General features: G+C 73.6%; 25 protein-coding genes and 1 pseudogene. 16 read left to right on the forward strand and 10 right to left on the reverse strand.

Annotation, left to right across the window (positions count from 1 at the left end; all coding sequences use genetic code 11):
- Nucleotides 1-11 precede the first annotated feature (11 nt).
- Entirely contained in the window at nucleotides 12-1,973 is a 1,962-nt protein-coding gene (locus ACGF4C_RS16995; protein ID WP_393567000.1) for an ABC transporter ATP-binding protein, read from the reverse strand.
- Between the two features lie 190 nt (nucleotides 1,974-2,163).
- Between ACGF4C_RS16995 and ACGF4C_RS17000 the strand changes: the two genes are divergently transcribed.
- Nucleotides 2,164-2,670: a DinB family protein gene (locus ACGF4C_RS17000; RefSeq protein ID WP_393567002.1), complete on the forward strand. Its 507-nt coding sequence runs from the start codon at nucleotides 2,164-2,166 to the stop codon at nucleotides 2,668-2,670.
- A 251-nt stretch (nucleotides 2,671-2,921) separates the two neighbouring features.
- Nucleotides 2,922-3,326: an STAS domain-containing protein gene (locus ACGF4C_RS17005; RefSeq protein WP_362142848.1), complete on the forward strand. Its 405-nt coding sequence runs from the start codon at nucleotides 2,922-2,924 to the stop codon at nucleotides 3,324-3,326.
- Between the two features lie 14 nt (nucleotides 3,327-3,340).
- Here the strand turns inward: ACGF4C_RS17005 and ACGF4C_RS17010 are convergent, their stop codons facing one another.
- A complete protein-coding gene (locus ACGF4C_RS17010; protein ID WP_393567241.1) occupies nucleotides 3,341-3,829 on the reverse strand; it encodes a glutathione peroxidase in 489 nt (162 codons plus the stop codon).
- 468 nt (nucleotides 3,830-4,297) lie between these two features.
- Nucleotides 4,298-5,932, reverse strand: coding sequence for an FAD-dependent oxidoreductase (locus ACGF4C_RS17015; RefSeq protein ID WP_393567004.1), 1,635 nt, complete (start codon nucleotides 5,930-5,932; stop codon nucleotides 4,298-4,300).
- Nucleotides 5,933-6,184: 252 nt separating this feature from the next.
- Between ACGF4C_RS17015 and ACGF4C_RS17020 the strand changes: the two genes are divergently transcribed.
- The 7 genes from ACGF4C_RS17020 to ACGF4C_RS17050 all read left to right on the forward strand — a co-directional run bounded on the left by ACGF4C_RS17020 (nucleotide 6,185) and on the right by ACGF4C_RS17050 (nucleotide 11,484).
- Nucleotides 6,185-7,303, forward strand: a complete 1,119-nt coding sequence (locus tag ACGF4C_RS17020) for a TcmI family type II polyketide cyclase (RefSeq protein WP_393567006.1) — start codon at nucleotides 6,185-6,187, stop codon at nucleotides 7,301-7,303.
- A 67-nt stretch (nucleotides 7,304-7,370) separates the two neighbouring features.
- Nucleotides 7,371-7,805 (forward strand): cupin domain-containing protein, encoded by a 435-nt coding sequence (locus ACGF4C_RS17025; RefSeq protein ID WP_030083353.1) that lies wholly within the window; start codon nucleotides 7,371-7,373, stop codon nucleotides 7,803-7,805.
- On the forward strand, nucleotides 7,802-9,070 hold the full coding sequence (locus tag ACGF4C_RS17030) for a beta-ketoacyl-[acyl-carrier-protein] synthase family protein (RefSeq protein WP_393567008.1): 1,269 nt from the start codon (nucleotides 7,802-7,804) through the stop codon (nucleotides 9,068-9,070). The genes ACGF4C_RS17025 and ACGF4C_RS17030 overlap by 4 nt, the downstream gene beginning before the upstream one ends.
- Nucleotides 9,067-10,317, forward strand: a complete 1,251-nt coding sequence (locus ACGF4C_RS17035; RefSeq protein ID WP_393567010.1) for a ketosynthase chain-length factor — start codon at nucleotides 9,067-9,069, stop codon at nucleotides 10,315-10,317. Before ACGF4C_RS17030 ends, ACGF4C_RS17035 begins: the two co-directional genes overlap by 4 nt.
- A gap of 15 nt (nucleotides 10,318-10,332) precedes the next feature.
- Complete coding sequence (locus tag ACGF4C_RS17040; RefSeq protein ID WP_393567012.1) at nucleotides 10,333-10,620, forward strand: acyl carrier protein; 288 nt, start codon at nucleotides 10,333-10,335, stop codon at nucleotides 10,618-10,620.
- 1 nt (nucleotide 10,621) lies between these two features.
- Nucleotides 10,622-11,095 (forward strand): SRPBCC family protein, encoded by a 474-nt coding sequence (locus ACGF4C_RS17045; RefSeq protein WP_362142860.1) that lies wholly within the window; start codon nucleotides 10,622-10,624, stop codon nucleotides 11,093-11,095.
- 56 nt (nucleotides 11,096-11,151) lie between these two features.
- A complete protein-coding gene (locus tag ACGF4C_RS17050) occupies nucleotides 11,152-11,484 on the forward strand; it encodes a TcmI family type II polyketide cyclase (RefSeq protein ID WP_393567014.1) in 333 nt (110 codons plus the stop codon).
- 290 nt (nucleotides 11,485-11,774) lie between these two features.
- Here the strand turns inward: ACGF4C_RS17050 and ACGF4C_RS17055 are convergent, their stop codons facing one another.
- The 3 genes from ACGF4C_RS17055 to ACGF4C_RS17065 form a co-directional block, all read right to left on the reverse strand.
- The gene (locus ACGF4C_RS17055) at nucleotides 11,775-12,803 is read right to left on the reverse strand and encodes a methyltransferase (RefSeq protein WP_393567015.1); all 1,029 of its coding nucleotides are present in this window, start codon (nucleotides 12,801-12,803) and stop codon (nucleotides 11,775-11,777) included.
- 64 nt (nucleotides 12,804-12,867) lie between these two features.
- Nucleotides 12,868-13,929, reverse strand: coding sequence for a nitrous oxide reductase family maturation protein NosD (locus tag ACGF4C_RS17060; RefSeq protein ID WP_393567017.1), 1,062 nt, complete (start codon nucleotides 13,927-13,929; stop codon nucleotides 12,868-12,870).
- Nucleotides 13,930-14,387: 458 nt separating this feature from the next.
- Nucleotides 14,388-15,188 carry a TetR/AcrR family transcriptional regulator gene (locus ACGF4C_RS17065; protein ID WP_393567018.1) on the reverse strand — a complete coding sequence of 267 codons (801 nt, stop codon included), beginning with the start codon at nucleotides 15,186-15,188 and terminating at the stop codon, nucleotides 14,388-14,390.
- An 82-nt stretch (nucleotides 15,189-15,270) separates the two neighbouring features.
- On the opposite strand from ACGF4C_RS17065, the gene ACGF4C_RS17070 reads away from it, so the two are divergent.
- On the forward strand, nucleotides 15,271-17,577 hold the full coding sequence (locus ACGF4C_RS17070) for an ATP-binding cassette domain-containing protein (protein ID WP_393567243.1): 2,307 nt from the start codon (nucleotides 15,271-15,273) through the stop codon (nucleotides 17,575-17,577).
- 48 nt (nucleotides 17,578-17,625) lie between these two features.
- Here the strand turns inward: ACGF4C_RS17070 and ACGF4C_RS17075 are convergent, their stop codons facing one another.
- Nucleotides 17,626-18,000 (reverse strand): VOC family protein, encoded by a 375-nt coding sequence (locus tag ACGF4C_RS17075; RefSeq protein WP_393567019.1) that lies wholly within the window; start codon nucleotides 17,998-18,000, stop codon nucleotides 17,626-17,628.
- A gap of 418 nt (nucleotides 18,001-18,418) precedes the next feature.
- Between ACGF4C_RS17075 and ACGF4C_RS17080 the strand changes: the two genes are divergently transcribed.
- Nucleotides 18,419-18,685, forward strand: coding sequence for a hypothetical protein (locus ACGF4C_RS17080; protein WP_393567021.1), 267 nt, complete (start codon nucleotides 18,419-18,421; stop codon nucleotides 18,683-18,685).
- Here the strand turns inward: ACGF4C_RS17080 and ACGF4C_RS17085 are convergent.
- Nucleotides 18,621-19,415: a CDP-alcohol phosphatidyltransferase family protein gene (locus tag ACGF4C_RS17085; protein ID WP_393567023.1), complete on the reverse strand. Its 795-nt coding sequence runs from the start codon at nucleotides 19,413-19,415 to the stop codon at nucleotides 18,621-18,623. The two genes, ACGF4C_RS17080 and ACGF4C_RS17085, sit on opposite strands and share 65 nt — an antisense overlap.
- Nucleotides 19,416-19,522: 107 nt before the next feature.
- Between ACGF4C_RS17085 and ACGF4C_RS17090 the strand changes: the two genes are divergently transcribed.
- The 5 genes from ACGF4C_RS17090 (at nucleotide 19,523) to ACGF4C_RS17110 (ending at nucleotide 24,147) form a co-directional block, all read left to right on the forward strand.
- On the forward strand, nucleotides 19,523-20,512 hold the full coding sequence (locus ACGF4C_RS17090; RefSeq protein ID WP_393567025.1) for a zinc-binding alcohol dehydrogenase: 990 nt from the start codon (nucleotides 19,523-19,525) through the stop codon (nucleotides 20,510-20,512).
- A 74-nt stretch (nucleotides 20,513-20,586) separates the two neighbouring features.
- Nucleotides 20,587-20,985, forward strand: a complete 399-nt coding sequence (locus ACGF4C_RS17095) for a 6-carboxytetrahydropterin synthase (protein ID WP_030411145.1) — start codon at nucleotides 20,587-20,589, stop codon at nucleotides 20,983-20,985.
- Nucleotides 20,982-22,103: a glycosyltransferase family 4 protein gene (locus ACGF4C_RS17100; protein ID WP_393567027.1), complete on the forward strand. Its 1,122-nt coding sequence runs from the start codon at nucleotides 20,982-20,984 to the stop codon at nucleotides 22,101-22,103. The genes ACGF4C_RS17095 and ACGF4C_RS17100 overlap by 4 nt, the downstream gene beginning before the upstream one ends.
- Nucleotides 22,100-22,957, forward strand: coding sequence for a methyltransferase domain-containing protein (locus ACGF4C_RS17105; protein WP_393567029.1), 858 nt, complete (start codon nucleotides 22,100-22,102; stop codon nucleotides 22,955-22,957). The genes ACGF4C_RS17100 and ACGF4C_RS17105 overlap by 4 nt, the downstream gene beginning before the upstream one ends.
- Nucleotides 22,954-24,147: a lysylphosphatidylglycerol synthase transmembrane domain-containing protein gene (locus tag ACGF4C_RS17110; protein WP_393567031.1), complete on the forward strand. Its 1,194-nt coding sequence runs from the start codon at nucleotides 22,954-22,956 to the stop codon at nucleotides 24,145-24,147. Before ACGF4C_RS17105 ends, ACGF4C_RS17110 begins: the two co-directional genes overlap by 4 nt.
- Here ACGF4C_RS17110 and ACGF4C_RS17115 read toward each other — a convergent pair.
- Both ACGF4C_RS17115 and ACGF4C_RS17120 read right to left on the reverse strand, forming a co-directional pair.
- A pseudogene (locus ACGF4C_RS17115) lies at nucleotides 24,061-24,705 on the reverse strand (RibD family protein); the annotation flags it as partial. The gene ACGF4C_RS17110 and the pseudogene ACGF4C_RS17115 overlap by 87 nt on opposite strands.
- Entirely contained in the window at nucleotides 24,698-25,453 is a 756-nt protein-coding gene (locus ACGF4C_RS17120) for a creatininase family protein (RefSeq protein ID WP_393567032.1), read from the reverse strand. The gene ACGF4C_RS17120 and the pseudogene ACGF4C_RS17115, both read right to left, overlap by 8 nt.
- Nucleotides 25,454-25,572 lie beyond the last annotated feature (119 nt).

The following is a 25,572-nucleotide window of genomic DNA, read 5'->3' on the forward strand; positions in this document are numbered from 1 at the left end:
GTATGCCGCGTTCAGTTCACCAGAGCCGGGTCCACCAGCAGGTCGTCGCCGGAACCGGCCGGTACGGCCCCGGCGTCCGGGGCCGACGGCGACGCGGCGGGCGACGTGGCCGCCGCCTCGGTGAACTGCGTCCGGTACAGCTCCGCGTACCGCCCGTCGGCCGCCAGCAGCGTCTCGTGGGTTCCGCGTTCGACGATCCGGCCGCCCTCGACGACCAGGATCAGGTCGGCGGCGCGTACGGTCGACAGCCGGTGGGCGATGACCAGCGCGGTACGTCCCTCCAGGGCCTCGCCGAGCGCCTCCTGGACCGCCGCCTCGGAGGTGTTGTCCAGGTGGGCGGTGGCCTCGTCGAGGATCACCACCCGGGGGTGGGCGAGCAGCAGCCGGGCGATGGTCAGCCGCTGCCGTTCGCCGCCGGAGAGGCGGTAGCCGCGCTCGCCGACGACGGTGTCCAGGGCGTCGGGAAGGCCGGCGATCAGCTCCTCCAGGCGGGCCCGGCGCAGCGCGTCCCACAGCTCGTCCTCGGTCGCCTCCGGCTTGGCGAGCAGCAGGTTCTCGCGGATCGAGTCGTGGAAGAGGTGGCCGTCCTGGGTGACCATGCCGAGGGTCCCGCGCAGCGAGGCGGCGGTCAGGTCGCGGACGTCCACGCCGGACAGCCGGACCGCGCCGGAGTCCGCGTCGTACAGCCGCGGCAGCAGCTGGGCGACGGTCGACTTGCCGGCGCCGGAGGAGCCGACCAGGGCGACCATCTGGCCGGGTTCGGCGCGGAAGGAGATGCCGTGCAGCACCTCTTCGCCGCCGCGGGTGTCGAGGGTGGCGACCTCCTCCAGGGAGGCCAGCGAGACCTTGTCGGCGGACGGGTAGCCGAAGCGTACGGAGTCGAACTCCACCGACACCGGCCCGTCGGGGACCTCGCGGGCGTCCGGCTTCTCGGCGATCAGCGGCTTCAGGTCGAGCACCTCGAAGACCCGCTCGAAGCTGACCAGGGCGCTCATCACCTCGATGTGGGCGCCGGACAGCGCGGTCAGCGGGGCGTAGAGGCGGGTGAGCAGCAGGGCGAGCGAGACGATCGCACCGGCCTCCAGCTGCCCGCGCAGCGCCAGGAAGCCGCCCAGGCCGTAGACGACGGCCAGCGCAAGGGCGGAGACCAGGGTCAGCGCGGTCACGAAGTACGTCTGGACCATGGCCGAGCGGACGCCGATGTCCCGGACCCGGCGGGCGCGGACGGCGAACTCGGCGGACTCGCGGGCCGGGCGGCCCATCAGCTTGACGAGGGTGGCGCCCGGTGCGGAGAACCGTTCGGTCATCTGCGTGCCCATCGCCGCGTTGTGGTCGGCGCCCTCCCGGCGCAGGGCCGCCAGCCGGCGGCCGACCCGGCGGGCGGGCAGCACGAACACCGGCAGCAGCACCAGGGCGATCAGGGTGATCTGCCAGGAGAGGCTGAGCATCACGCCGAGGGTGAGCAGCAGCGTGACGATGTTGCTGACCACTCCGGAGAGGGTGTCGCTGAACGCCCGCTGGGCGCCGATCACGTCGTTGTTGAGCCGGCTGACCAGGGCGCCGGTCCGGGTGCGGGTGAAGAAGGCGATCGGCATCCGCTGGACGTGGTCGTAGACGGTGGTCCTCAGGTCCAGGATCAGTCCCTCGCCGATGCTCGCGGACAGCCAGCGGGTCAGCAGTCCCAGGCCCGCCTCGGCGACCGCGATCAGGGCGATCAGCCCGGACAGGCCGACCACCAGGGCGGACGAGTCACCGCCGACGATCGCGTCCACCACCCGGCCGGCGAGCAGCGGGGTGGCCACCGCGAGCATCGCGGTCACCGTGCTCAGCACCAGGAACCAGACCAGATGCCGCCGGTGCGGGCGGGCGAACGCCGCGATGCGGCGCAGTGTGCCGCGGGAGAAGCGGTGCCGGCCCTGCTGCGCGGTCATCGTGCTGTGCAGCGAGTGCCAGGCGGTGACTTCCATGTCCATGGTGGCCTCCTGTGTGCCGGGTCGTCACGGGATCGCCGTGGGTGACCGGCGACATGAAAGGAACCTAGGACCTCAACCAATATTGAGGTCAACTGATTCCCCAAGGATCACCCGCCGGGTCCAGCGGGGCGCGGGGGGTGCGGGGAAAAATGACGGGCGGCCCGGCCGGGGCCGTGGCTAGGGTGCCCCGGTGACGACGACTCAGCCGCGCCCCGACACCGGTCCACCGGGCACCGACGCCGACGAGAAGGCCACCCTGCTCGCCTTCCTGGACTACGTACGGGAGGCCGTGGCCGCCAAGGCGGAGGGCCTCACGGAGCAGGCGGCGCGCACTCCCGGCGTCGCGTCCGGAACCAGTCTGCTCGGCCTGGTCAAGCATCTGACCGCCGCGGAGCACTACTGGTTCGTCTGGGCCTTCGAGGGCACCGGGGACGCGCCGCCGGACCTCGGGATGACGGTCTGCGCCGAGGAGCGCGCCCAGGACGTTCTGGCCGGCTACCGCGCGGCCGTCCGACGGTCCAACGAGATCGCCGGGCGCTGCGACGACCTGGGCCGCGCCGGTGCCCGCCCGGCGGGGAAGGCCGGGGCGGTCCGGTCGCTGCGCTGGGTGCTGGTGCACATGATCGAGGAGACCGCGCGGCATGCCGGGCACGCCGACATCCTGCGGGAGCAGGCCGACGGGGCCGTCGGCAGGTGACGGCGTGCGGGGTGTGGATACCGTGCGCCGTGCGCCGAGGGGCGACTTTGAGACAACCTCGTGAGGCGGCGTACGCCGGGGAGTTGAGGTGGCGGGACGGCGGGTAAGCCGTAGACAACTCAAGCGCAACGACGCCCCTGAAACGGGCCGACCCCGCCCGGATCGCGCCGGGCGCCCCCCACCTCTCTTGTACGTCTCCGCCGTGGCGCCCGGCCGTTTCCGGTACCGCGGCACGAAAGTGGGCCGGGCCGATGGACGAACGTCAGTACTACCCGAGAATTGCGGGACCCGGTCGCGCCGCCGACGGCGCGACCGTCTACGAGCTCCACGGTGAGCTCGACATCCTCGCCGTGTCGGTGCTCTCCGGACGGTTGGACGACCTCACCGGCGCGCAGGGCGCCGATCTCGTGCTCGACCTGCGCGCGGTGGCCTTCATCGACTGCGCCGGACTCTCGCTGCTCAGCCGCGCCCGCTACCGCACCAGGCAGCGGGGCGGCCGGCTGCGGCTGGCCGGAGTCACCGACGGCAGCAGCGTCGGACGGCTGCTGCGGATGACCGGACTGACCGGCCACTTCGAGCTCGTGCCGGACGACGCCCCCGGCCCCGCCGGCGACGGTGCCGGGGCGGCCGAGGGCGCGGACATCGCCGTGGCCTGACGCCCGCCCGGGGCTCAGGCCGGCAGGGCCGCCTCGATCGCGGCGACCAGCTCGGGAGCCTCCGGCTCGGTACGCGGCCGGAAGCGGCCCGCGACCCGGCCCTCGGTGTCGATCAGGAACTTCTCGAAGTTCCACTGCACGTCGCCGGCGGTCCCTTCGGCGTCCGCGACGGCCGTGAGCTCGGCGTACAGCGGCTGCCGGGCGGCGCCGTTGACGTCGCCCTTCTCGAAGAGCGGGAAGCTGACGCCGTACGTCGTCGAGCAGAACGTGGCGATCTCCTCGGCGGTGCCGGGCTCCTGGCCCGCGAACTGGTTGCTGGGGAAGCCCAGCACGGTGAAGCCCCGGTCCGCGTAGCGCTGCTGCAGCCGCTCCAGACCTTCGTACTGCGGGGTCAGCCCGCACTTGGACGCCACATTGACCACCAGCAGCGCCTTGCCGCGGTGGTCGGCGAGCGAGGCGGGCTCACCGGTCAGGGTGCGCAGCGGGATGTCGTACAGGCTCACGGTCATGCTCCTCTTCACGGGTACGCGGACGGGGACGGCCCTCGTCACTCCCAACGGCGCCGCCCGCCCTGATCTTCCCCGGATCGTCGGTCGGCCAGGAAACCGTAGGGCGCAGGGTGCCGGCCCGCCACTCCTTGAGGAGCTGGTCGAAGATGGGGGTGTCCTCCTCGGGCGGCCGGCGCGCCTGAGGGGCGGGCGGCGGCGGCAGCGACGGGGGCCGGTGCGGCAGCGAGATCCGCTGAAAAGGGTGCGAGGCGGGCTTCTTGACATCCATGCCCGGACTCAACCGGAAATCGGCGCCCGGGTTGCGGGACGCGGCCGGGGCGGCCCGCAGATGCCCCTGCGGTGGTGACGGGCAGAAGATACGTTCCCGGCGCGAAGGGGCCGGCGGACGTCCCGCCGGCCCCTTCGCTCACCTCAGCACCACCGGCCGCACCATCAGGGGCGTATCCGGTGGATCTGCCCGGTTCAGGACCGGCACAACAGCGCCTCCAGGACCTCCGCGAGCGCCGCCTCGGGATCGGCCACCCGGCCCTCCGCGCGCCACGCCACATAGCCGTCCGGCCGCACCAGCACCGCGCCCTCGGGCGTCGTGCCGTGCTTCTCGGCCCAGTCGGCGCCCTCCTCCGGGGCCAGGTCGTCGTCCGGCCCGGTGCCGATCAGCCAGCAGTTCAGCCGCACCCCGAAGCGCTGGACGGCGCCCTTGGCCGCGGTGCGCCACATGTCGCCGTCGGAGCCGGACAGCAGGGTGAACGCCGTCTCGTACAGGTCGAGGGTGGAGCGGCGGCCCTCGGGGCCGGTCAGCCACATGTGCGGGGCCCGGGTGCCCGGCTCGCCGGTCATCCGCAACTGGTCCGGCACCACCGGGAGTTCGGGATCGGCGCCGACGACCGCGCCGCGCGGGTAGCAGTAGCCGAGCGCGACGGTGAGCACCCCGCGCTGCCGGCCGCCGCCGGCCCCGGGCGCCGGTGCGTACCCGGGGTGGCTGTGCTCCGCGGACCGGGCCGAGGCGCGGGCGCTGGTCTCCCGGGCCACCGGCAGCCGCTCCGCTTCGTACGTCGACAGCAGCTCCGGGCCCGCCGCGCCGTCCAGGACGGCGGCGATCTTCCAGGCCAGGTTGTGGGCGTCCTGGATGCCGGTGTTCGACCCGAACGCGCCGGTGGGCGACATCTCGTGGGCCGAGTCGCCGGCGAGGAAGACCCGGCCCTCGCCGTACCGCTCGGCGACCCGCTCGGCGGCGTGCCACGGGGCCTTGCCGGTGATCTCCACCGCCATGTCCAGCGCACCGGTCGCCCGCCGGATGTGGTCGATGCACCGCTCGTCGGTGAAGTCCTCCAGGGTCTCGCCCGCTTCGGGGTGCCAGGGCGCGTGGAAGACCCAGTCCCGCTCGTTGTCCACCGGCAGCAGGGCGCCGTCGGCCTCCGGGTGGGTCAGGTAGCAGGCGATGAAGCGGCGGTCGCCCACCACCTCCGCCAGCTCCGGGGCCCGGAAGGTGATGCTCACGTTGTGGAACAGGTCGCCCGGGCCGGTCTGTCCGATGCCCAGCCGCTCGCGCACCGGGCTGCGCGGACCGTCGGCCGCGATGAGGTAGTCCGCGCGCACGGTGTACCGCTCGCCGGTCTCCCGGCTCTTCAGCTCCGCGGTCACCCCGTCCGCGTCCTGTTCGAACGAGACCAGCTCGGTGGAGAAACGCAGGTCGCCGCCGTGCTCGCGGGCACACCGCACCAGGACCGGTTCGAGGTCGTTCTGGCTGCACAGACACCAGCCGGCCGGGCTGATCCGGGCCAGCCCGCCGCCCGGGTCGATCTCCTTGAACAGCCACTCCTGTTCGTCGCCGGTCAGTGAAGGGGCCTGCAGGATCCCGTGGTTGCCGGCCAGCGTCGAGGCCGCCTCCCGGATCGGCCGCTCGGCGCCGGCCACCCGGAACAGCTCCATGGTGCGGACGTTGTTGCCGCGCCCGCGCGGGTGATGGGAGGTGGCGGCGTGCTTCTCGACCAACAGGTGCCGTACGCCCAGCCGTCCCAGGAACAGCGAGGCGGACAGGCCCACCAGGGACCCGCCCACGACAAGTACCGGGACCCGTTCTCGGGGGGTGGGATTCATGGCGTGCTCCAGCTCCAAGGCGCATTGAGGGCAGATGGAGCACGAATGCCCGGCCGTGGACCTGTTCGATCACGGTTCACCTGCATGGCTCACAGATCTCGCGCCGCCCGTACGTCCCGGCCACGATCGAATCCGGGACACCCCCCGGACACCCGGGGCGGGCGGCCCACCATCCGGCTCAGTCACCCGGATCGCACCGGAACTGACGACGCACCACAGGGGCCATCGGGCACCGAAGGAGATGCGTAGACGATGACAACGCTGTCGGAACGAATATCCCAGTCAGCCTTCGACGGCTCCCGGCTCAGGGTCGTACTGCTCCTGGACCTCCACGACGGGGCCCAGCAGCAGTTCCTGGAAGCCTACGAGCACCTGCGCAACCAGGTCGCGTCCGTCCCCGGGCACCTCACCGACCAGCTGTGCCAGTCCATCGAGAACCCCTCGCAGTGGCTGATCACCAGCGAATGGGAGAGCGCACCGCCCTTCCTCGCCTGGGTCAACAGCGAGGAGCACGTCAAGATGGTGCAGCCGCTGCACGCCTGCGTCCGCGACACCCGCTCGCTGCGCTTCAGCGTCCTGCGTGAGACCTCCAACATCGCCGCCCGGGCCCCCGAGCCCCCCAAGGGCCGGCTCCAGGCCAACCCCCGCGTCGGCGACGGTGTGGTGCGGCACGCGCTGACCTTCACCGTGAAGCCCGGCAGCGAGGACAAGGTCGCCGAGATCCTGGCCGGCTACGACTCGCCGGAGGCCCGGGTCGACGACACCACCCGGCTGCGCCGCACCTCCCTGTTCATGCACGGCAACCGCGTGGTCCGCGCGGTCGAGGTACAGGGCGACCTGGTGGCGGCGCTCCGCCACGTCTCCCAGCAGCCCGAGGTCCGGGCCGTGGAGGAGGCCATCAACCCCTACCTGGAGCAGGACCGCGACCTCAGCGACCCGAACTCCGCCCGGGTCTTCTTCACCCGCGCCGCCCTGCCCGCCGTGCACCACGTCGCCTCCGGCAGCGCGCGGCCCGACGACGTACGGCGCCATGCGCTGTTCTACCCGGCCAAGGAAGGCTGCGGCATGGCGCTGGCCAGGATGCTGGCCCGCCAGGACGAGCTGGCCGCCGACGACCCGGACTGCCCCGTCGCCGGCAGCACCGTCTTCCAGCGCGACGACGTCGTCGTCCGGCTCGTCGACATGCGGATCCCGCTCGACCAGGACCCGCTGCTCTCGCTCGGCATCCGCGGCTCGCGCAAGACGGCCGTACTGCGCCGTCTGCTCGACACCGAAGTGGCCGGCGGTCTGTCCAACGACCGTGAGCTCGCGCGCTTCCTCGCGCGCTGCGACATGGCCCTGATCACCGACCGCCGGTCCGCGGGCGCCTGACACCGCCCGCCCGGAGCAGGTCCCACCCCAACCCACCGCCGGCTTCACGCCCCTGGAGGAATCAGCCATGACCACGCACCGCCCACGCATCGTGGACCTCAGCGAGACCCAGCCCAACCGCCGGCGCGGAGGTGATCTGCGCGCCATGCTGACGCCCAGCGCGGTGGGCGCCACGAGCGGCTTCATGGGCATGGCCCTCGTACAGCCCGGCGAGCGCATCGGCGAGCACTACCACCCGTACTCCGAGGAGTTCGTGTACGTCGTCCAGGGCGCGCTCGAAGTGGACCTCGACGGGGAGCCGCATCCGCTGCGCCCGGACCAGGGGCTGCTGATCCCGCCGTACATGCGGCACCGGTTCCGCAACGTCGGGGACGTCGAGGCCCGGATGGTCTTCCACCTCGGCCCGCTGGCGCCCCGCCCCGAGCTGGGCCACGTCGACACCGAGGGCACCGAGGAGAGCACCCCCGCCGCCCCGCCCGAACGCACGGAGCCGGTGTCATGACGCGCCGCGTGGCGGTCACCGGAGTCGGGATCGTCGCGCCCGGCGGGGTGGGAGTGCCCGCCTTCTGGGACCTGCTGTCCGCCGGCCGTACGGCGACCCGTGGCATCACCCTCTTCGACCCGGAGGGATTCCGCTCGCGCATCGCCGCCGAATGCGACTTCGACCCCGCGGCGCACGGCCTGAGCGCGGAGCAGGTCGCCCGCTCGGACCGCTACGTCCAGTTCGCCATGGTCGCCGCGGACGAGGCGCTGCGCGACGCCGGCCTGGACCTCGGACGGGAGGACCCCTGGCGCATCGGGGTCTCCCTGGGCACCGCGGTCGGCGGCACCACCCGCCTCGAACACGACTACGTCGCCGTCAGCGACCGCGGCAAGCGCTGGGACGTCGACCACCGGCCGGCCGGCCGCTACCTGGAGCGGGCCTTCTCGCCCAGTTCGCTGGCCTCCGCGGTGGCCGAACAGGTCGGCGCGCACGGTCCGGTGCAGACCGTCTCCACGGGCTGCACCTCCGGCCTCGACGCCATCGGCTACGCCTTCCACTCCATCGAGGAGGGCAAGGTCGACGTCTGCGTCGCCGGCGCCTCGGACTCGCCGATCTCCCCGATCACCGTGGCCTGCTTCGACGCGATCAAGGCGACCTCCGCCAACAACGACGACCCCGCCCACGCCTCCCGGCCGTTCGACGCCCACCGCGACGGATTCGTCATGGGCGAGGGCGGCGCCGTGCTCGTCCTGGAGGAGCTGGAGCACGCCCGGGCCCGCGGTGCGACCGTGCACTGCGAGATCCGCGGCTACGCCACCTTCGGCAACGCGTACCACATGACCGGGCTCACCCAGGAGGGCCTGGAGATGGCCGAGGCGATCAACCGCGCGCTCGACCACGCCAGGATCGACGCCACCCAGGTCGACTACGTCAACGCACACGGTTCGGGCACCCAGCAGAACGACCGGCACGAGACCGCGGCGGTCAAGCGGTCGCTGGGCGCGCACGCCCGGAAGATACCGATGAGCTCCATCAAATCCATGGTGGGCCACTCGCTGGGCGCGATCGGCGCCATCGAGATCGTCGCCTGTGTGCTGGCTCTGACCCACCAGGTCGTGCCGCCGACGGCCAACTACGAGACTCCGGACCCGGAGTGCGACCTGGACTACGTGCCCAGAACGGCGCGGGAACTGCCGCTGCGTTCGGTGCTCTCGGTCGGCAGCGGCTTCGGCGGGTTCCAGTCAGCGGTGGTACTGACCCGACAGGGCGGGAGGTCGGCATGAGCTCCGCGAAGGAACGACGCTCCGTCGTCACCGGCATGGGCGTCATCGCCCCCAACGGGGTGAGCACCGACGCCTTCTGGAAGGCGACCAAGGAAGGCATCAGCGTCCTCGACCGGGTGACCCGGGAGGGCTGCGAGCACCTGCCGCTCAAGGTCGCCGGTGAGGTACGCGGCTTCGACCCGGCGGACCTGATCGAGGAGCGCTACCTCGTCCAGACCGACCGGTTCACCCACTTCGCCATGGCGGCGGCCAACCTCGCGCTGGACGACGCCCGCCTCTGCCGCGCCGACTACGCCGACTCGCCGTTCGCGGTCGGCGTCGTCACCGCCGCCGGGTCCGGCGGCGGCGAGTTCGGCCAGCGCGAGCTGCAACGGCTGTGGGGCCAGGGCTCCAAGTACGTCGGCCCCTACCAGTCGATCGCCTGGTTCTACGCCGCCAGCACCGGACAGATCTCCATCCGCGGCGGCTTCAAGGGCCCCTGCGGAGTCGTGGCCAGCGACGAGGCGGGCGGCCTGGACGCCCTGGCGCACGCCTGCCGCACCGTGCGGCGCGGCACCGACGCGGTCGTCGTGGGCGCCGCCGAGGCACCGCTGGCCCCCTACTCGGTCGTCTGCCAGCTCGGCTACGACGATCTGAGCACGCTCGACGACCCGGTCCGCGCCTACCGCCCGTTCACCGACGGCGCCTGCGGATTCGTGCCCGCCGAAGGCGGCGCGATGCTGGTCGTCGAGGAGGCGACGGCGGCCGAGGGCCGTGGCGCACCCGTCCGGGCCGAACTGTCCGGACACGCCGCGACCTTCACCGGCGCCTCCCGGTGGGAGGAGTCCCGGGCCGGACTCGCCCACGCCATCCGCGGTGCGCTGGAGGACGCGCGGTGCGCCCCGGACGAGATCGACGTGGTGTTCGCGGACGCCCTGGGCGTCCCCTCGGCCGACCGGGCCGAGGCGCTGGCCCTCGCGGACGCCCTGGGCCGGCAGGCCACCCAGGTCCCGGTGACCGCGCCCAAGACCGGTACCGGGCGGGCGTACTGCGGTGCCCCCGTCCTGGACATCGTGGCCGCGGTGCTCGCCATGGAACACGGTGTGGTGCCGCCCACCCCCAACGTCGTCGACGTGTGCCACGACCTTGACGTCGTGACCGGCCGGGCCCGCCCCGCCGAACTGCGGACGGCGCTGGTGCTGAGCCGGGGACTGATGGGCTCGAACGCGGCAATGGTGCTGCGGCAGGGCTCGCCGTCCCCCTCGTGAGAAGGAGAACCGCACATGACTGCTCAACTGACCCTCGACGAGCTGGCAGCGCTGATGAAGTCCGCCGCCGGCCTGACCGTCGACCCGAAGGACCTGGCCAACCGGGCCGACTCGACCTTCGCCGAGTTCGGCCTCGACTCGCTGGGCCTTCTGGGCATCGTGGGCGAACTGGAGAACCGGCGCGGCCGGCCGATGCCGACCGACGCGGAGCGCTGCAAGACGCCGCGCGACTTCCTCGCCCTCGTCAACACCCCCAGCAAAGTTCCCTCCGAAGCCGACAAAGTGCCTACGACAGGAGCCTGACATGCCCGGCCACACCGAGAACGACATCACCATCGCCGCGCCCCTCGACCTCGTCTGGGACATCACCAACGACATCGAGAACTGGCCGCAGCTGTTCAGCGAGTACGCCGCGGTCGAGGTGCTGTCCCGCGAGGGCGACAAGACCACCTTCCGGCTGACGATGCACCCGGACGACAACGGCACCGTCTGGAGCTGGGTCTCCGAGCGGGTCGTCGACCGCGCGCACCGCACCGTCCGTGCCCGCCGGGTGGAGACCGGCCCGTTCGCGCACATGGACATCCACTGGAAGTACTCCGAGATCCCGGGCGGCACCTCGATGCACTGGACCCAGGACTTCGCGATGAAGCCGGACGCCCCGGTCGACGACAAGGGCATGACCGAGCTCATCAACCGCAACTCCCGGATCCAGATGGAGCTCATCCGGGACAAGATCGAGCAGCGGGACCGCGAGCTGCGGTCCGCCGCCGTCAGCTGACGGCCCGCCGGGCCGCGTCCGGACCGCCCTCGGGCGGCAACGAAGGGATCTTCCCGATGCATCACGCTCTGATCGTCGCCCGCATGAAACCCGGTTCGGCACCGGACATCGCGGAGGTCTTCCGCGCGTCCGACCGTACGGAACTGCCGCACCTGGTCGGTGTCTCGCGGCGGACCCTGTTCCAGTTCGGTGAGGTGTACCTGCACCTCATCGAATCCGACCGGCCGCCCGGCCCGGAGATCGCCAAGGTCACCGAGCACCCCGAGTTCCGTGCGGTGAGCGACAAGCTGTCCGCCTTCGTCAGCGCCTACGACCCCGAGACCTGGCGGAGCCCCAAGGACGCGATGGCCCAGCAGTTCTACCGCTGGGAGCGCGACGGCAGCGGCTGACGCGCAGGCCGGGCCGGGGCGATCCCCCGGACTCCGGCCGTAGCCCGGGAACCGGCACGGCCGCCCGGCGGGGGGCCCACACCCCCCCCGGGGGGCCGGCGGTGCCCCGGGGGGGACCGCGGCCCCGTGGGCACGCCGGGGGCGGGGGCACCCAGGCGGCGGCGCGGGGGGGGCGGGGCCCCCCCCCCGCCCGCGGCCCTCCCCCGGGCACCCGCCCGGCCCCCCGGGGGGGCACCACCCCCCCCGCCGGGCGGCCGGCCGTTCCCGGGCGGTTCACCGCGGCCCGTTGCTCACGCCGGGACGGTGCACTCGAAGGCGTGCAGGTACGGGTTGACGACGAGGACGTCGTGCACCTGGAGCCCGGCGTCCGAGAGCCGGCGGACCATGCTGTCCTTGGTGTGCTTGGCGCCGCCCACGTTCAGCAGGAGCAGCAGGTCCATGGCGGTGGTGAACTTCATCGACGGGCTGTCGTCGACGAGGTTCTCGATGACCACCACCCGGGCGCCGGGCCGGGCCGCCGCCTTGACGTTGTGCAGCGTCCGGCGGGTGGAGTCGTCGTCCCACTCCAGGATGTTCTTGATGATGTAGACGTCGGCCCGGACCGGGATGTCCTCCCGGCAGTCGCCGGGCACCACCTTCACCCGCGGCGCGAGCGGACCGCCCGCGCGCAGCCGGGGGTCCGGATGCGCCACGACCGTGGGCAGGTCGAGCAGGGTGCCCTCCAGCGCGGGGTGCTTCTCCAGCAGGCTGGCGAGGACGTGGCCCTGCCCGCCGCCGATGTCCGCCACCGACTGCGCCTTCGACAGGTCCAGCAGCCGGGCGACGTCCTCGGCCGACTGCTTGCTGGAGGTGGTCATGGCCCGGTCGAAGACCTGGGCGGACTCGGTGGCGTCCTGGTGCAGATACTCGAAGAAGCTCTTGCCGTACAGGTCGTCGAAGACGTCGCGGCCGGAGCGCACCGCCTCGTCGAGCCGCGGCCACGCCTCCCAGGTCCACGGCTCGGTGCACCACAGGGAGATGTAGCGCAGGCTGTTCGGGGTGTCCTCGCGCAGCATCCGGGACATGTCGGTGTGGACGTACTTCCCGTCGTCGGTCTCGGCGAAGATCCCGTAGCAGGACAGGGCGCGCAACAGCCTTTCCAGCGGCCGCGGTTCGGCCTTCACCTCGGCGGCGAGCTCCTCGGCGGAGGCCGGCCGGTCGCCGAGCGCGTCGGCGACGCCGAGCCGCGCCGCCGCCCGTACCGCCGCCGCGCACGCGGCTCCGAAGACGAGCTCCCGCAGCCGCATGGCCGACTGGGGCGAGGGACTTACGGTGGTCATTGGAGCCTCTATTCTCCCGTGGTAGGTGAGTGCACCCGTGGCACCGGGTGCGCCAGGTGGGCCGTCAGCACAGCCCGGCCGGCTTCGAGGTCCGGCAGACGTTGCGGATGAACCGGTTGCCCCGGCCCTTGGGGTCCCGGTCGGCCAGGTCGACCGGCTTGTTGCGCAGCACGATGTTGTCGACGACGGTGTTGTGCTCGTTGAGCGCGCCCACGAAGCTGTGGAAGAGCACCACGCCCCCGGAGAGCGGTGACTTGCCGCGGTTGTCGCGGACCAGGTTGTGCCGCACCAGCGCCCGCTCGGTGCCGGTGAGCACGATGCCCGAGCCCTGGAGGAACGGCAGCCGCTTGGTGGCGGCGCAGTGCTTGTTGTTCCGGGAGACGTCGTTGTCCCGTACGGTCAGCGCGCCGGCCCGGGGGCGGGACTCGTCGCCGACGATGAAGACCCCGGCGCAGTTCCCGGTGACGGTGTTGTGGCCGACCGTCAGGTTCCTGACCCGGCGGATGGTGACACCGATCCGGTTGCGGGACATCCGGTTCTCGGTGATCGACGTCCCGCGGGTGTCGGTCGCGCCGCCCTCCTCCTTGACGGTGTTCGCCAGGAAGATGCCGGAGTCGCCGTTGTCGGTGACGAAGTTGTCGCGGATCACGCCGCGGGTGGACTTCTCCTGCGCGATGCCCCAGACCCCGTTCTTCCGGGAGGTCACCCCGTGCACGGTCATCCGGTCGGTGCCGGAGGCCCAGATGCCGTTCTGCTTGAAGCCGGTGACGGTCAACGCGTGGATGCTGACGTCCCGGAGCGGACGGTGTGGTGAGCCGAGCACGCAGATGCCGTTGCCCTCTTCGCCGCAGCGGTTCGCCGCCCGCTTCGCCGAGGGGCGGATCACCGTCTTCTTGCCGGCCCCGACGAGGCGCAGCCGTGACGTGGTGATCAGCACGCTCTCGCGGTAGATCCCGGGCCTGAGGACGACGGTGTCACCCGGCCGGGCCGCGTCCACCGCCTGCTGGATCGACTCGCCCGGGCGGACCACATGCCGTCCCGGGCCATCGGAGGGAGGGGCCGCGCCCAGTCCGCCGGCCATCACCGCGGCGACGCAGCCCAGGAGTGTCATCTGTTGTAGCGCCATGAGGCGAAGCTATGGGCGATCAACCGCGCTCGCCATTCGTGGTGGCCCGATGACGGCCGGGGGCGCGCCCGCCGGTGTCCGACACGCCGTCAAGTCCGCTGCCGTGCCGTCCGTCCGGCCGCGCATCAGGGCCGGTCAGCGGGGTTCTCCGGGGGCTCGCCGCAGCCTCCTTCGCCGGCCGGCGGATCGACCGGCCGGCACTCACCTGACCGGGTATCGGACGCCGCGTCCGAACGGTCCCCGGGTCCGGCGTCCGACGGGGGGTCAGCCGGCCCGTCCGGCCACACCTCGGTCAGGAACGCCGTGAGGCTGGCCGGCAGGAACCACGGTCGGACGCGGAAGACGGTCATGGCAGACCAACGCGCGGGGCCCGGCCGACGACACCCGGCAAGGGGCCCAACGCCCCCTTCATCACCCCAACGGCCCTCGGCGGCGCGGCCGGTGCGGCCGGTCCCGGCTCAGCGGGCGCGCCGGACCGCCGCCTCGATCCCGTCCAGGACGACCGCGAGCCCGCCCTCGAAGGTCGCCCGCGCCTCGCGTTCCAGATACGGCACCGCGTCGTCCGTGGCCGGGGTCGCGCCCTCGGTCTCCAGCCGGACCAGCAGCGGGAAGCGCGCGGCGAAGTCGGGCACCACCTCGTCCAGCATCCCGGACCGCGCCGGCCACCAGTCCTCGTCGGACACCCCGGTCGAGGCCGCGGCCACCCGGGACTCGGCGACGGTCCGCGCGGCGCCGCGCACGACGTGCACCAGCGTCCCGACCACCGGCCGCAGCACCGCGGAGTCCAGGCCGGTGGCGTACAGCAGCGCCAGCAGCGTCTCCAGGGCGCGGTACTCGTGGGGGCCGAGCACCGGGCGGGCCTGGGAGACCTGGAGCACCCAGGGGTGGCGCAGGTAGAACTCCCAGGTGTCCTCGGCCCAGGACGTCACCGCGGCCCGCCAGCCCGCCGCCGCGTCGTAGTCGTGCGGGAGCTCGGCCAGCACCTGGTCGTACATCAGGTCCACCAGCTCGCTCTTGCCCGGGACGTAGGTGTACAGCGCCATGGCGGTGCGGCCCAGCCGCTCGCCGACCGCGCGCATGGACAGGGCCGCCATGCCCTCCGCGTCGGCGACCGCGATGCCCGCCCGGACGATCACCTCGACGCTCAGGGCCGGTTTGGGGCCCGGCCACTGCCGCGTACGCGCCCCGCCGGGGCGCTCGTCGCGCCACAGCAGGGCCATCGACCGACGGGGGTCGCCCTGGCCGGCGAAAACCACCACTTGCCGTCTCCTTACGCCATAAAGTAACGTCGCCCGGCGAACTCTTTACGGTGTAAGGCTATCAGGAGGGGTGGCGGCTGACATGGGGGCCGAGCTGGTCGGAAAGCCGGAAAAGGAGACCGCGTACGCCGCGGACAGCCATGATGTGATCGAGGTGCGCGGCGCCCGGGAGAACAATCTCGCCGACATCTCCCTGGACATACCCAAGCGCCGCCTCACGGTCTTCACCGGAGTCTCCGGATCCGGGAAGTCCTCCCTGGTCTTCGGCACCGTCGCGGCCGAGTCCCAGCGGCTGATCAACGAGACCTACACGGCCTTCGTCCAGTCCTTCATGCCGGCGCGCAGCCGGCCCGACGTGGACGCGCTGCGCAATCTGAGCGCGGCGATCGTCGTCGACCAGGAACGCATGGGCGCCAACGCGCGCTCCACGGTCGGCACCGCCACCGACGCCCACACCATGCTGCGGATCATCTACAGCCGCCTGGGCACCCCGCACGCCGGCACCTCCACCGCCTTCAGCTTCAACAGCGCCGAGGGCATGTGCCCCGAATGCGAGGGGCTCGGCCGGGTCTCCACCATCGACCTCGACCAGCTCGTGGACACCTCGCTCTCCCTCAACGAGGGCGCGATCAGCGCACCCGGATTCACCGTCGGCTCGTGGTACTGGCAGACCCTCGCGCACTCCGGATTCTTCGACCCCGATGTGAAGCTCGCGGATTTCACCCCCGAGCAGTGGGACGACTTCCTGCACAAGCCCGCCACCAAAATCAAGCGCGGCACCTCGAACATCACCTATGAAGGGCTGCTGACTCGGGTCCGGCGGACCTATCTCGCCAAGGACCGGGAATCCCTGCAACCGCACATCCGGGCCTTCGTCGACCGTGCGGTGACCTTCGCCGCCTGCCCTGCCTGCGGCGGCGCCCGCCTCAATTCCGCGGCCCTCGCCTCCCGCATCGCCGGCCGCAACATCGCCGAATGCTCCGCCCTCCAGATCAGCGACCTGGTGGAATTCGTCCGCGGCATCGACGACCCGTCGGTGGCCCCGCTGGTCGCCACCCTCCGCCACACCCTGGAATCCCTCGTCGAGATCGGCCTCGGCTATCTGAGCCTGGACCGGGAATCCGGCACCCTCTCCGGCGGCGAGGCCCAGCGGGTGAAGATGGTCCGCCACCTCGGCTCCAGCCTGACCGACGTCACCTACGTCTTCGACGAGCCCACCGTCGGCCTGCACCCGCACGACATCCAGCGGATGAACGACCTGCTGCTGCGGCTGCGCGACAAGGGCAACACCGTCCTCGTCGTCGAGCACAAACCCGAGACCATCGCCGTCGCCGACCACGTCGTCGACCTCGGCCCCGGCGCCGGACCGGCCGGCGGACGGCTCTGCTACACCGGCGACGTCCGCGGCCTGCGCGCCTCCGGCACCCTCACCGGCCGCCATCTCGACCACCGCGCCGGACTGCGCGAGCAGGTCCGGCGGCCCACCGGCCACCTCACCATCACCGGCGCGACCACCCACAACCTCAAGGACGTCGGCGTCGACCTGCCGCTCGGCGTGCTCACCGTCGTCACCGGCGTGGCCGGCTCGGGCAAGAGCTCACTCGTCCACGGCTCACTGAGCGGCCGGGACGGCGTCATCACCGCCGACCAGTCCCCGATCCGCGGCTCCCGGCGCTCCAACCCGGCCACCTACACCGGACTGCTCGGCCCGGTGCGCACCGCCTTCGCCCGGGCCAACGGCGTCGGTCCCGGACTGTTCAGCGCCAACTCCGAAGGCGCCTGCCCCACCTGCAAGGGCATCGGACTGGTCTACACCGACCTGGCGATGATGGCCGGCGTGGCCTCCGTCTGCGAGGAGTGCGAGGGCCGGCGGTTCACGCCCGAGGTGCTCACCTACACCCTGCGCGGCAAGAACATCAGCGAGGTGCTCGCGATGTCGGTCGCCGAGGCCCGGGAGTTCTTCCCCGCCGGCCAGGCCCGCACCGTCCTCGACCGGCTCGCCGACGTGGGCCTGCCCTACCTCGGCCTCGGCCAGCCGCTCACCACCCTCTCCGGCGGCGAACGGCAGCGCCTCAAACTCGCCCTCCACATGGCCGAGAAGGGCGCCGTCTACGTCCTCGACGAACCCACCAGCGGACTGCACCCGGCCGATGTGGACCGGCTGCTGGGCCTGCTCGACCGGCTGGTCGACGACGGCAACACCGTCATCGTCATCGAACACCACCAGGCCGTCATGGCCCACGCCGACTGGCTCGTCGACCTCGGCCCCGGCGCCGGCCACGACGGCGGCCGCATCGTCTTCGAGGGCACCCCCGCCGACCTCGTCGCCACCGCAGACACCCTGACGGCCCGCCACCTGCGGACCTACCTGGGCCGGGCCACCGCGTGAGACCGTGAATCCGCACGCCCCACGCGGGCAGGGGAGTTGCTCCGCGGCTCAGCCCGCGCGTTCCGCCGCGCTGCGCTCCACGCAGAACTCGTTGCCCTCGATGTCGGCCATCGTCGCCCACCCCGTCCCGTCGGGCCGGCGGTGGTCGGCGACCAGGGTCGCGCCGAGCGCCAGCAGCCGCTCGACCTCCTCGTCACGCCCGCGGTCCTGCGGCTGCAGATCCAGATGCAGCCGGTTCTTCCCGGCCTTGGCCTCGGGCACCGCGAGGAACAGCAGCGCACCCGCCGCGGTGGTGACCGTGGCCTCCGGATCCCCCGGGACGTCGTCCTCGGCCAGCGAACCGCCCAGCACCTCGGCCCAGAAGGTCGCCAGCCGGTGGGCATCGGTGCAGTCGACGGTGACGTGCCGTATCAGTGAGGTCATGCGCGTCAGTGTCCGCGGAGGCCACGGGCCTGTCCACCGGGGCCGCGGGGCGGGCGTGCACCCGCTTTGTCCGGCCCACCCATTCAGGTCGGGCACCCCCGTCGTCTACAGTTGCAGAAATCCGCAATTCAACAGATGACGCGACGGCCGTGCGGCCTGAACGCGGAGGACCATGCGTGGGCGGTTTCGCCGAGTCGGTACGGGCACACCAGACCCGCGGTGCGGGCCGGGCAGGGGCGCGGACATGAGCGGCGCCCGGTCACACCCCACCGGGACCGGGTGAGCGCGGATGTCCGGCGCAGCACGGCGTAAGGGACCGCCGCCCTGGCGGGCGGTCCGCTCCCGCACCTGCATACCGGCGCCCCCCGGCCCGGGTGCCGCCCGGCCCTGCCGCGGACGCCCGCCGGCCCGGGGGCCGTTGCACCGACCCCGCGGACACGGCCGCGGCTGCCCCGGGCCGACCGCCCGTCACCACGCCTCCCCGCGCTGCGGCGCCCTGCGCCCCAGCACCACCGCGCTCCGCCCGGGCCTCCAGCTGGCCCGGCTGCCCGGCGCCGTGCTGATCACCCACCGGCCGCCGCACACCGGCCTGTTGCGCCGGATCCTGCTCACCGTCCTCGTCACGAACCTGCTGCTGCTCTTCCTCGCACTGGTCGTGTACCTGGGACGGCACGCGGGCACGTAGCGGCGTCCGCCCGGTGCTCCGGCCGGACCCGCCACAGCCACCTGACGTCCCGTCCGAACGACCACACCAGCAGCGCCAGCGCCCCGGCCACCGCGGCGCCGGCCACCGCCCGCGGCACGATCCCGGCACCGGCCACCACCAGCACGACGCCCTGCAGCGCCGCCACCGTCTTCCGGGCCATGCTGGGCGGCAGCGCACCGCGCAACCACGGCCAGACCCAGGACGCCGCGACGAACGCGTACCGCATCAGACCGATCGCCAGCACCCAGCCGCCCAGCGGCATCGCGACGTACACGCACAGCACCAGGATCAGGAACGCGTCGACCTCCATGTCGAAGCGCGCCCCCAGCCGCGTCGCCGTGCCGGTGCGCCGGGCCACCTGCCCGTCCACGGCATCCAGGATCAGCGCCACCGTCGCCAGCGCGGTCAGCACCGCGACCGGGGCCCGCCGGTCGAAGGAGTCCGCGACCAGCGCGGTCACCCCGCCCACCAGGATCGCCCGGGCCAGCGTGACGCGGTTCGCCGGCCCGAACGGGCCGGTCCACGACCGGCGCAGCGCCCGCGTGAGCACCGCCCAGGTCACCACCGCGAACGCCGAACCCGTCAGCCATCCCGCGGTGCCCAGCCCCACCACCCGGCACAGCGCCTCCAGCACCAGCAGCTGCACGCCCATGCCCGCCGTGGTGTCCGGCCCCAAGGCTCTTGTGTCGAAGTGCTCTTGTACGGCCACCGTGCCTCCCTTGACCTGTGGCGGAGTCGGGGGGCGCCGCGTAGGGTGACGGCGTCCTTGATCCCCAGCATCGAGGACTCCTCGCCGTAGCGTCCAGGAGGATCTCTTTGCCGCGCGCCGCTTGTGCCTTTTGGACAAACGCCCCAGGACAGGGTGAGATCCGGCCGGCGGAGCTGTCCGGGCCCGGGCCCGACGAAGTGCTGGTGCGTACCCTCTGGTCCGGTGTGAGCCGCGGCACCGAGACCCTGGTCTTCCGGGGCCAGGTGCCCGAGAGCCAGCACACGTCGATGCGCGCGCCCTACCAGGAGGGCGACTTCCCCGCACCGGTCAAATACGGCTACCTCAACGTCGGCGTCGTCGAGGAGGGACCGCCCGCGCTGCGCGGCCGCACGGTCTTCTGCCTGTACCCGCACCAGACGCACTACGTCGTCCCGGCCCGCGCCGTCACGCCCGTACCGGACACCGTGCCCGCCGCCCGCGCCGTCCTCGCCGGCACCGTCGAGACCGCGGTCAACGCCCTCTGGGACGCCGGGCCGCTGATCGGCGACCGGATCGCGGTGATCGGCGGCGGCATGGTCGGATGCAGTGTGGCCGCCCTCCTCGCCCGTTACCCGGCGGTGCGGGTGCAGTTGGTCGACGCCGATCCCGGCCGCGCGGCCACCGCCCGGGCGCTCGATGTGGACTTCGCGCTGCCCGCCGACGCCCTTGGCGACTGCGACCTCGTCGTGCACGCCAGCGCCACCGAGGAAGGACTGGCCCGCGCCCTCGAACTGCTCGCGCCGGAAGGCACCGTCCTGGAGCTGAGCTGGTACGGCGACCGGCGGGTCAGCCTGCCGCTGGGCGAGGCGTTCCACTCCCGCCGGCTGGTCGTGCGCAGCAGCCAGGTCGGCACCGTCTCCCCGGCCCGGCGGGACCGCCGCAGCTACGCGGACCGGATGGCGCTCGCCCTCGAACTCCTCGCCGATCCCGCCTTCGACGCGCTGATCACCGGGGAGTCCGCCTTCGAGGAGCTGCCGCAGGTGCTGCCCCGGCTCGCCTCCGGCGACCTCCCGGCGCTCTGCCACCGCATCCGGTACGCACCGCCGGACGGCCGGTAGGCGCCGCGCCCCGGCCCCGGATCCGCCCCCCACCACACCGTCACTGAGACCGACATCACACCGGAGGAACGGCCTTGTTCAGCATCACCGTCCGCGATCACCTGATGGTCGCGCACAGCTTCCGCGGTGCCGTGTTCGGCCCCGCGCAGCGGCTCCACGGCGCGACGTTCATCGTGGACGCCACCTTCCGCCGGCCAGAACTCGACGCCGACAACATCGTCGTGGACATCGGCCTGGCCACCCAGGAACTCGCCGGTGTGGTCGGCGAGCTGAACTACCGCAATCTCGACGACGAGCCGGCCTTCGCCGGCACCAACACCTCGACGGAGGCGCTGGCCAAGGTCATCGCCGACCGGCTCGCCGACCGGGTGCAGGCCGGAAACCTCGGCGAGGGCGCCCGCGAACTGACCGGCATATCGGTCACCTTGCACGAATCGCACATCGCCTGGGCCACCTACGAGCGCGCGCTGTGACCCGCGGCGGCGCCGCCCGGGCGGGGGAGCGGACGGTGCACGTCGTCCTGCCCGGCGGCGTCGACGACCCGGCGGCGCCCAGCGGCGGCAACACCTACGACCGCCGGGTGTGCCAGGGCCTTTTGGCGGCGGGGTGGCGCGTGCGCCCGCACGCCCTGCCCGGCGCCTGGCCGCGGCCGGCCGCCGCCGACCGCGCGGAACTGGCCCGGCTGCTGGCGGAACTGCCCGACGGCGCCGTGGTCCTCCTCGACGGGCTGGTCGGCTGCGGCGTCCCCGAGGTCCTGCGGCCCGAGGCCGCCCGGCTGCGGCTCGCCGTCCTGGTCCATCTGCCGCTGGCCGACGAGACCGGGCTCGACCCCGGCGAGGCCGCCGACCTGGACGCCCGGGAACGCCGGGCCCTGCACGCCGCCGGCGCCGTCGTGGCCACCAGCGCCTGGGCCGCCGGCCGGATCACCGCACACCACCACCTGCCGCCCGCCCGCGTGCACATCGCCCGGCCCGGCACCGACCCCGCACCGCTCGCCCCCGGCACCGACCCCGGCACCGCGCTGCTCTGCGTCGCCGCGCTCACCCCGCGCAAGGGACACCGCCGGCTGCTCGACGCCCTGGCCACCGTCACCGGTCCGCCCTGGCACTGCACCTTCGTCGGCGGTCCCGGCGGCGATCCCGGTTACGCCGCCCAACTGCGGGGCCACGTGGACGGGTTGGGCCTCGGCGACCGGATCCGTTTCGCCGGGCCACAGACCGGTGCCGAACTGGAAGCGCACTACGCCGCCGCCGACCTGCTGGTGCTCGCCTCGTACGCCGAGACCTACGGCATGGTGATCACCGAGGCGCTGGCGCGCGCAATTCCCGTCCTGGCCACGGCCGTCGACGGCGTACCGGAAGCCCTGGGACGGGCCCCCGACGGCACCCCGCCCGGCCTCCTCGTCCCCACCGGGGACCCCGCGGCGCTCTCCGGTGCACTGCGCGACTGGCTGGGGGACCGGGCGCTGCGGCACCGGCTGCGGGAAGCCGCGCGCGGGCGGCGTGCCATGCTGGAGGGGTGGGAGATGACGTCGCACAGCCTGGCCGAAGCGCTGGAACGGCTTCGGCACGACCCCCGGAGCAGCCGTTGACCGCCGTCGGCAGCCCCCGATTCGCCCCGCGCTGGCTTGATTTGCGCGAACGCGCCGACGCCGCGGCCCGGGCCCCCGAGCTCCTCCGCCCGCTGCGCCGAGCGCTGGCCGGACGGCCCGGCCCGCCCGGCCTGACCGTCCGCGACCTGGGCTGCGGCACCGGCTCCATGGCGCGCTGGCTCGCCGTCCGGCTGCCCGGCCCGCAGCGCTGGATCCTGCACGACCACGACCCGGTGCTGCTCGCCGAGGCCGGCGCCCGGATGCCCGCAACGGCCGCCGACGGCACGCCCGTCACGGCCACCACCGAGCGCGGCGACCTGACCGCCCTCACCGCCGCCGACCTCGCCGGGACCTCCCTGGTCACCGCCTCCGCCCTGCTCGATCTGCTCACCCTCGACGAGATCGAGGCGCTCGCCGCGGCCTGTGCCGGTGCCGGCTGCCCGGTCCTGCTGGCGCTCTCGGTCTCCGGCCGGGTCGAGCTCACCCCGCCCGATCCGCTCGACGCGGAGCTGGCCGCCGCCTTCAACGACCACCAGCGCCGTACCGACGGGGACCGCGGCCTGCTCGGTCCGGACGCGGTCGCGGCGGCGGTCACGGCGTTCGAACGGCACGGCTGGACGGTCCGGTTGCGGTCCAGCCCCTGGCGGCTCGGCTGCGCGGAGTCCGCGCTGACCGCCGAATGGCTGCGCGGCTGGGTCGGCGCCGCACACGCCCAGCGGCCCGCGCCGGCACCGCGGGCGACGGCCTATCTGGAGCGCCGGCTGGAGGAGTGCGCGGCGGGCGAACTGGGCGTGACCGTGCACCACACCGACCTGCTGGCGCTGCCCGGTCCGCCGCCCGGGGACGGGGGATGAACCGCCGCGGCTGGGCGCTGCTGCGGCTGCTCGCGGGCGCGGGCATCCTGGCGGGCCTGGTGTGGCACCTGGGTTCCGGGGCCTTCCTGGACGGGCTGCGCCGGATCGACGCCGGAGCGCTGCTCGCGGCCCTCGCCCTCGGCCTGCTGACCACGGTCGGCAGTGCCTGGCGCTGGTGTCTGGTGGCCCGCGGCCTGGGCCTTCGGCTGCCGCTGGGCCGCGCGGTCGCCGACTACTACCGGGCGCTGTTCCTCAACGCGGCGCTGCCCGGCGGCGTCCTGGGCGACGTCCACCGCGCGGTGGGCCACGGCCGGGCCGCCGGCGACCTGGGCCGCGGGGTGCGGGCGGTGGTCCTGGAACGCACCGCCGGCCAGCTGGTGCTGGTGCTCGCCGGGGCCGTGGTGCTGCTCGCCCGGCCGTCACCGGTCCTGGCGCCGGCCGTCCGCGCCCTGGCCTCACCGGGCGCCGCCGTGACCACCGCCGCGATGGGCGCCGCGGCGCTGGTCCTCGCCGGGTGGCTGCGGCGCCGCCCCGGCACCTCACGCGTCCGGCGCGCCCTCGGCACCTTCCTGACCGAGGCGCGCCAGGGCCTCGCCGCCCCCGGCGTCCGCTTCGGTGTCGCCCTGTCCTCCGCGGTGGTCCTCGCGGGCTACCTCGCCATGTTCGTCCTGGCCGCCCGGGTCGCCGGCGTCACCGCACCGACCGCCGAGCTGGTGCCGCTGGTGGTCCTCGCCCTGCTCGCCATGGCGCTGCCGCTGAACGTCGGCGGCTGGGGCCCCCGCGAGGGCGTCGCCGCCTGGGCGTTCGGCGCCGCCGGGCTGGGCGCGGCGCAGGGCCTGGCCACCGCCGTCGTCTACGGCGTCCTCGCCTTCGCCGCGAGCCTGCCCGGCGCCGTGGTGCTGTGCGTCCGGTGGGGCGCCGCCCTCCGCGCCGGCCGTCCGCAGCTCCATCTCGAAGAGGGTGTCCTCCCCGAGCAGGCTGCGCCGCAGCGGCGGCCGGAGCGCCTCGCGCATCACCGTCGTCCCGGGGAACCGCAGGCCGGGCACGCCGTCCCCGATCAGTACCGGCGCGACCGTGAGGTACAGCCGGTCCAGCGCACCGGCCTGCAGGAACCGCGACACGGTCACCCCGCCGCCCTCGATCAGCACCCGGCCCAGGCCGCGGCGCGCCAGGGCCGCGAGCAGCCGTGACGGGGCGAACGCCGCCGCATCGGCCAGCCGGAGCACCTCGACGCCCTCGCCCGTGACGTCCGGCGGCACCGCGGCGTCCGGCCCCACCACCCACAGCGTCGGCGCGGCCCGGTCCGTGAACACCCCGCTCCCGCGCGGCACCCGGCCACGCGGATCGAGCACCACCCGCACCGGGTTGTCGCCGGGACAGGCCCGTACGGTCAGCCGGGGATCGTCCGCCACGGCCGTACCGGCCCCGACCAGCACGGCGTCGGCGAGCGCCCGCAGCCGGTGCAGATGGCGGCGGTCGGCCGTCCCGGTGACGTAGTCGGCATCGCCGGTGCGGGTCGCCACGAAGCCGTCCAGGCTCTGCCCCAACTGCCCGAACGCCACCCGCGGGCCGGCCAGGCAGAGCGGCAGATAGCGCTCGGCGAGCTCCGCGGCGCCCGCCGAGGCGGGCTCCTCCCAGCGCGGCCGGCCGTCGCCGTCCCGCACCAGCCCGGCGGCCCGGGCCTGCCCTTCCGTACGGATCCGCCGCAGCCGCTGCCACGCCTGCGCGGTCCCCAGCGGCTCAGCCATCGGCGTCCGCCCCGGCACCCAGCAGCGCGACGTACTCGGCGAACGCCTCGGTCAGCCCGGCCAGCAGCTCCCGGCCCTTGTGGGCGGAGGCGAGCGACGGGCGGCCGACGACCCCGGACGTGGTGTACGCCGACAGCCCCAGCATCAGCAGGTGCCGGCGGTCGTCGGCCGGGCAATCCGCGCCGGCGTAGCCGTCCTTGACCAGTTCCGGATGGGCGTGCAGCAGGATCGAGGTCTCCAGTTCGCCCGCGTGCATGTCGCTGTGGGCGGAGGTGCGTATCCCGGCCCGGTCGCGGGCCGCGTCCCAGTCGGCGGTGCCGGGGAACAGCGCCATCCGGATGCCGCGCCCGGCGGATTCCTGCACCACGTTGCGCAGCACGTAGTTCCCGCCGTGGCCGTTGACCAGGACCAGAGCCCCGATCCCGGACCGGAGCAGCGAGTCGGCGAGGTCCGTGACGACGGCGTGCAGTGTCCGCGCCGAGATGCTGACCGTCCCCGGCCAGGCGGCGTGCTCCTGCGAACAGGAGACGGTCAGCGGCGGCAGCAGCAGGACGTCATGGGCGGCGGCCAGCTCCCGGGCGACGGTGCAGGCGATGACCGTGTCGGTGGTCAACGGCAGGTACGGGCCGTGCTGTTCGAAGCTGCCGATGGGCAGCACCGCCAGCTGCGGCCGCCTTCTGCGGACGTCCTCGGTGGTGTCGGCCGGCAACAGCCCGGTGGGCGTCGGCGGTTGCGGGGGAGCGGTCATCGGGATCGGCCGCCTTTCGTCGGTCGGCCCGCCGGGAGCCGGTCGGGACGCGGGTGGCGCAGCATACTTGTCATGTATCTGAGTGATCGCCGCCGGGTTCCGACCCCCGTGGGTACCAT

The organism is Streptomyces sp. NPDC048197 (genome assembly GCF_043202395.1).
Taxonomy (GTDB): domain Bacteria; phylum Actinomycetota; class Actinomycetes; order Streptomycetales; family Streptomycetaceae; genus Streptomyces; species Streptomyces siderophoricus.

What these genes read in the sequence shown, in the direction of transcription:
- ACGF4C_RS16995 (WP_393567000.1), bottom strand. Translation starts at nt 1,973, where the DNA reads ATGGACATGGAAGTCACCGCCTGGCACTCGCTGCACAGCACGATGACC.
- ACGF4C_RS17005 (WP_362142848.1), top strand. Translation starts at nt 2,922, where the DNA reads ATGGACGAACGTCAGTACTACCCGAGAATTGCGGGACCCGGTCGCGCC.
- ACGF4C_RS17015 (WP_393567004.1), bottom strand. Translation starts at nt 5,932, where the DNA reads ATGAATCCCACCCCCCGAGAACGGGTCCCGGTACTTGTCGTGGGCGGG.
- ACGF4C_RS17020 (WP_393567006.1), top strand. Translation starts at nt 6,185, where the DNA reads ATGACAACGCTGTCGGAACGAATATCCCAGTCAGCCTTCGACGGCTCC.
- ACGF4C_RS17025 (WP_030083353.1), top strand. Translation starts at nt 7,371, where the DNA reads ATGACCACGCACCGCCCACGCATCGTGGACCTCAGCGAGACCCAGCCC.
- ACGF4C_RS17030 (WP_393567008.1), top strand. Translation starts at nt 7,802, where the DNA reads ATGACGCGCCGCGTGGCGGTCACCGGAGTCGGGATCGTCGCGCCCGGC.
- ACGF4C_RS17035 (WP_393567010.1), top strand. Translation starts at nt 9,067, where the DNA reads ATGAGCTCCGCGAAGGAACGACGCTCCGTCGTCACCGGCATGGGCGTC.
- ACGF4C_RS17040 (WP_393567012.1), top strand. Translation starts at nt 10,333, where the DNA reads ATGACTGCTCAACTGACCCTCGACGAGCTGGCAGCGCTGATGAAGTCC.
- ACGF4C_RS17045 (WP_362142860.1), top strand. Translation starts at nt 10,622, where the DNA reads ATGCCCGGCCACACCGAGAACGACATCACCATCGCCGCGCCCCTCGAC.
- ACGF4C_RS17050 (WP_393567014.1), top strand. Translation starts at nt 11,152, where the DNA reads ATGCATCACGCTCTGATCGTCGCCCGCATGAAACCCGGTTCGGCACCG.
- ACGF4C_RS17055 (WP_393567015.1), bottom strand. Translation starts at nt 12,803, where the DNA reads ATGACCACCGTAAGTCCCTCGCCCCAGTCGGCCATGCGGCTGCGGGAG.
- ACGF4C_RS17060 (WP_393567017.1), bottom strand. Translation starts at nt 13,929, where the DNA reads ATGGCGCTACAACAGATGACACTCCTGGGCTGCGTCGCCGCGGTGATG.
- ACGF4C_RS17070 (WP_393567243.1), top strand. Translation starts at nt 15,271, where the DNA reads ATGGGGGCCGAGCTGGTCGGAAAGCCGGAAAAGGAGACCGCGTACGCC.
- ACGF4C_RS17075 (WP_393567019.1), bottom strand. Translation starts at nt 18,000, where the DNA reads ATGACCTCACTGATACGGCACGTCACCGTCGACTGCACCGATGCCCAC.
- ACGF4C_RS17110 (WP_393567031.1), top strand. Translation starts at nt 22,954, where the DNA reads ATGAACCGCCGCGGCTGGGCGCTGCTGCGGCTGCTCGCGGGCGCGGGC.
- ACGF4C_RS17120 (WP_393567032.1), bottom strand. Translation starts at nt 25,453, where the DNA reads ATGACCGCTCCCCCGCAACCGCCGACGCCCACCGGGCTGTTGCCGGCC.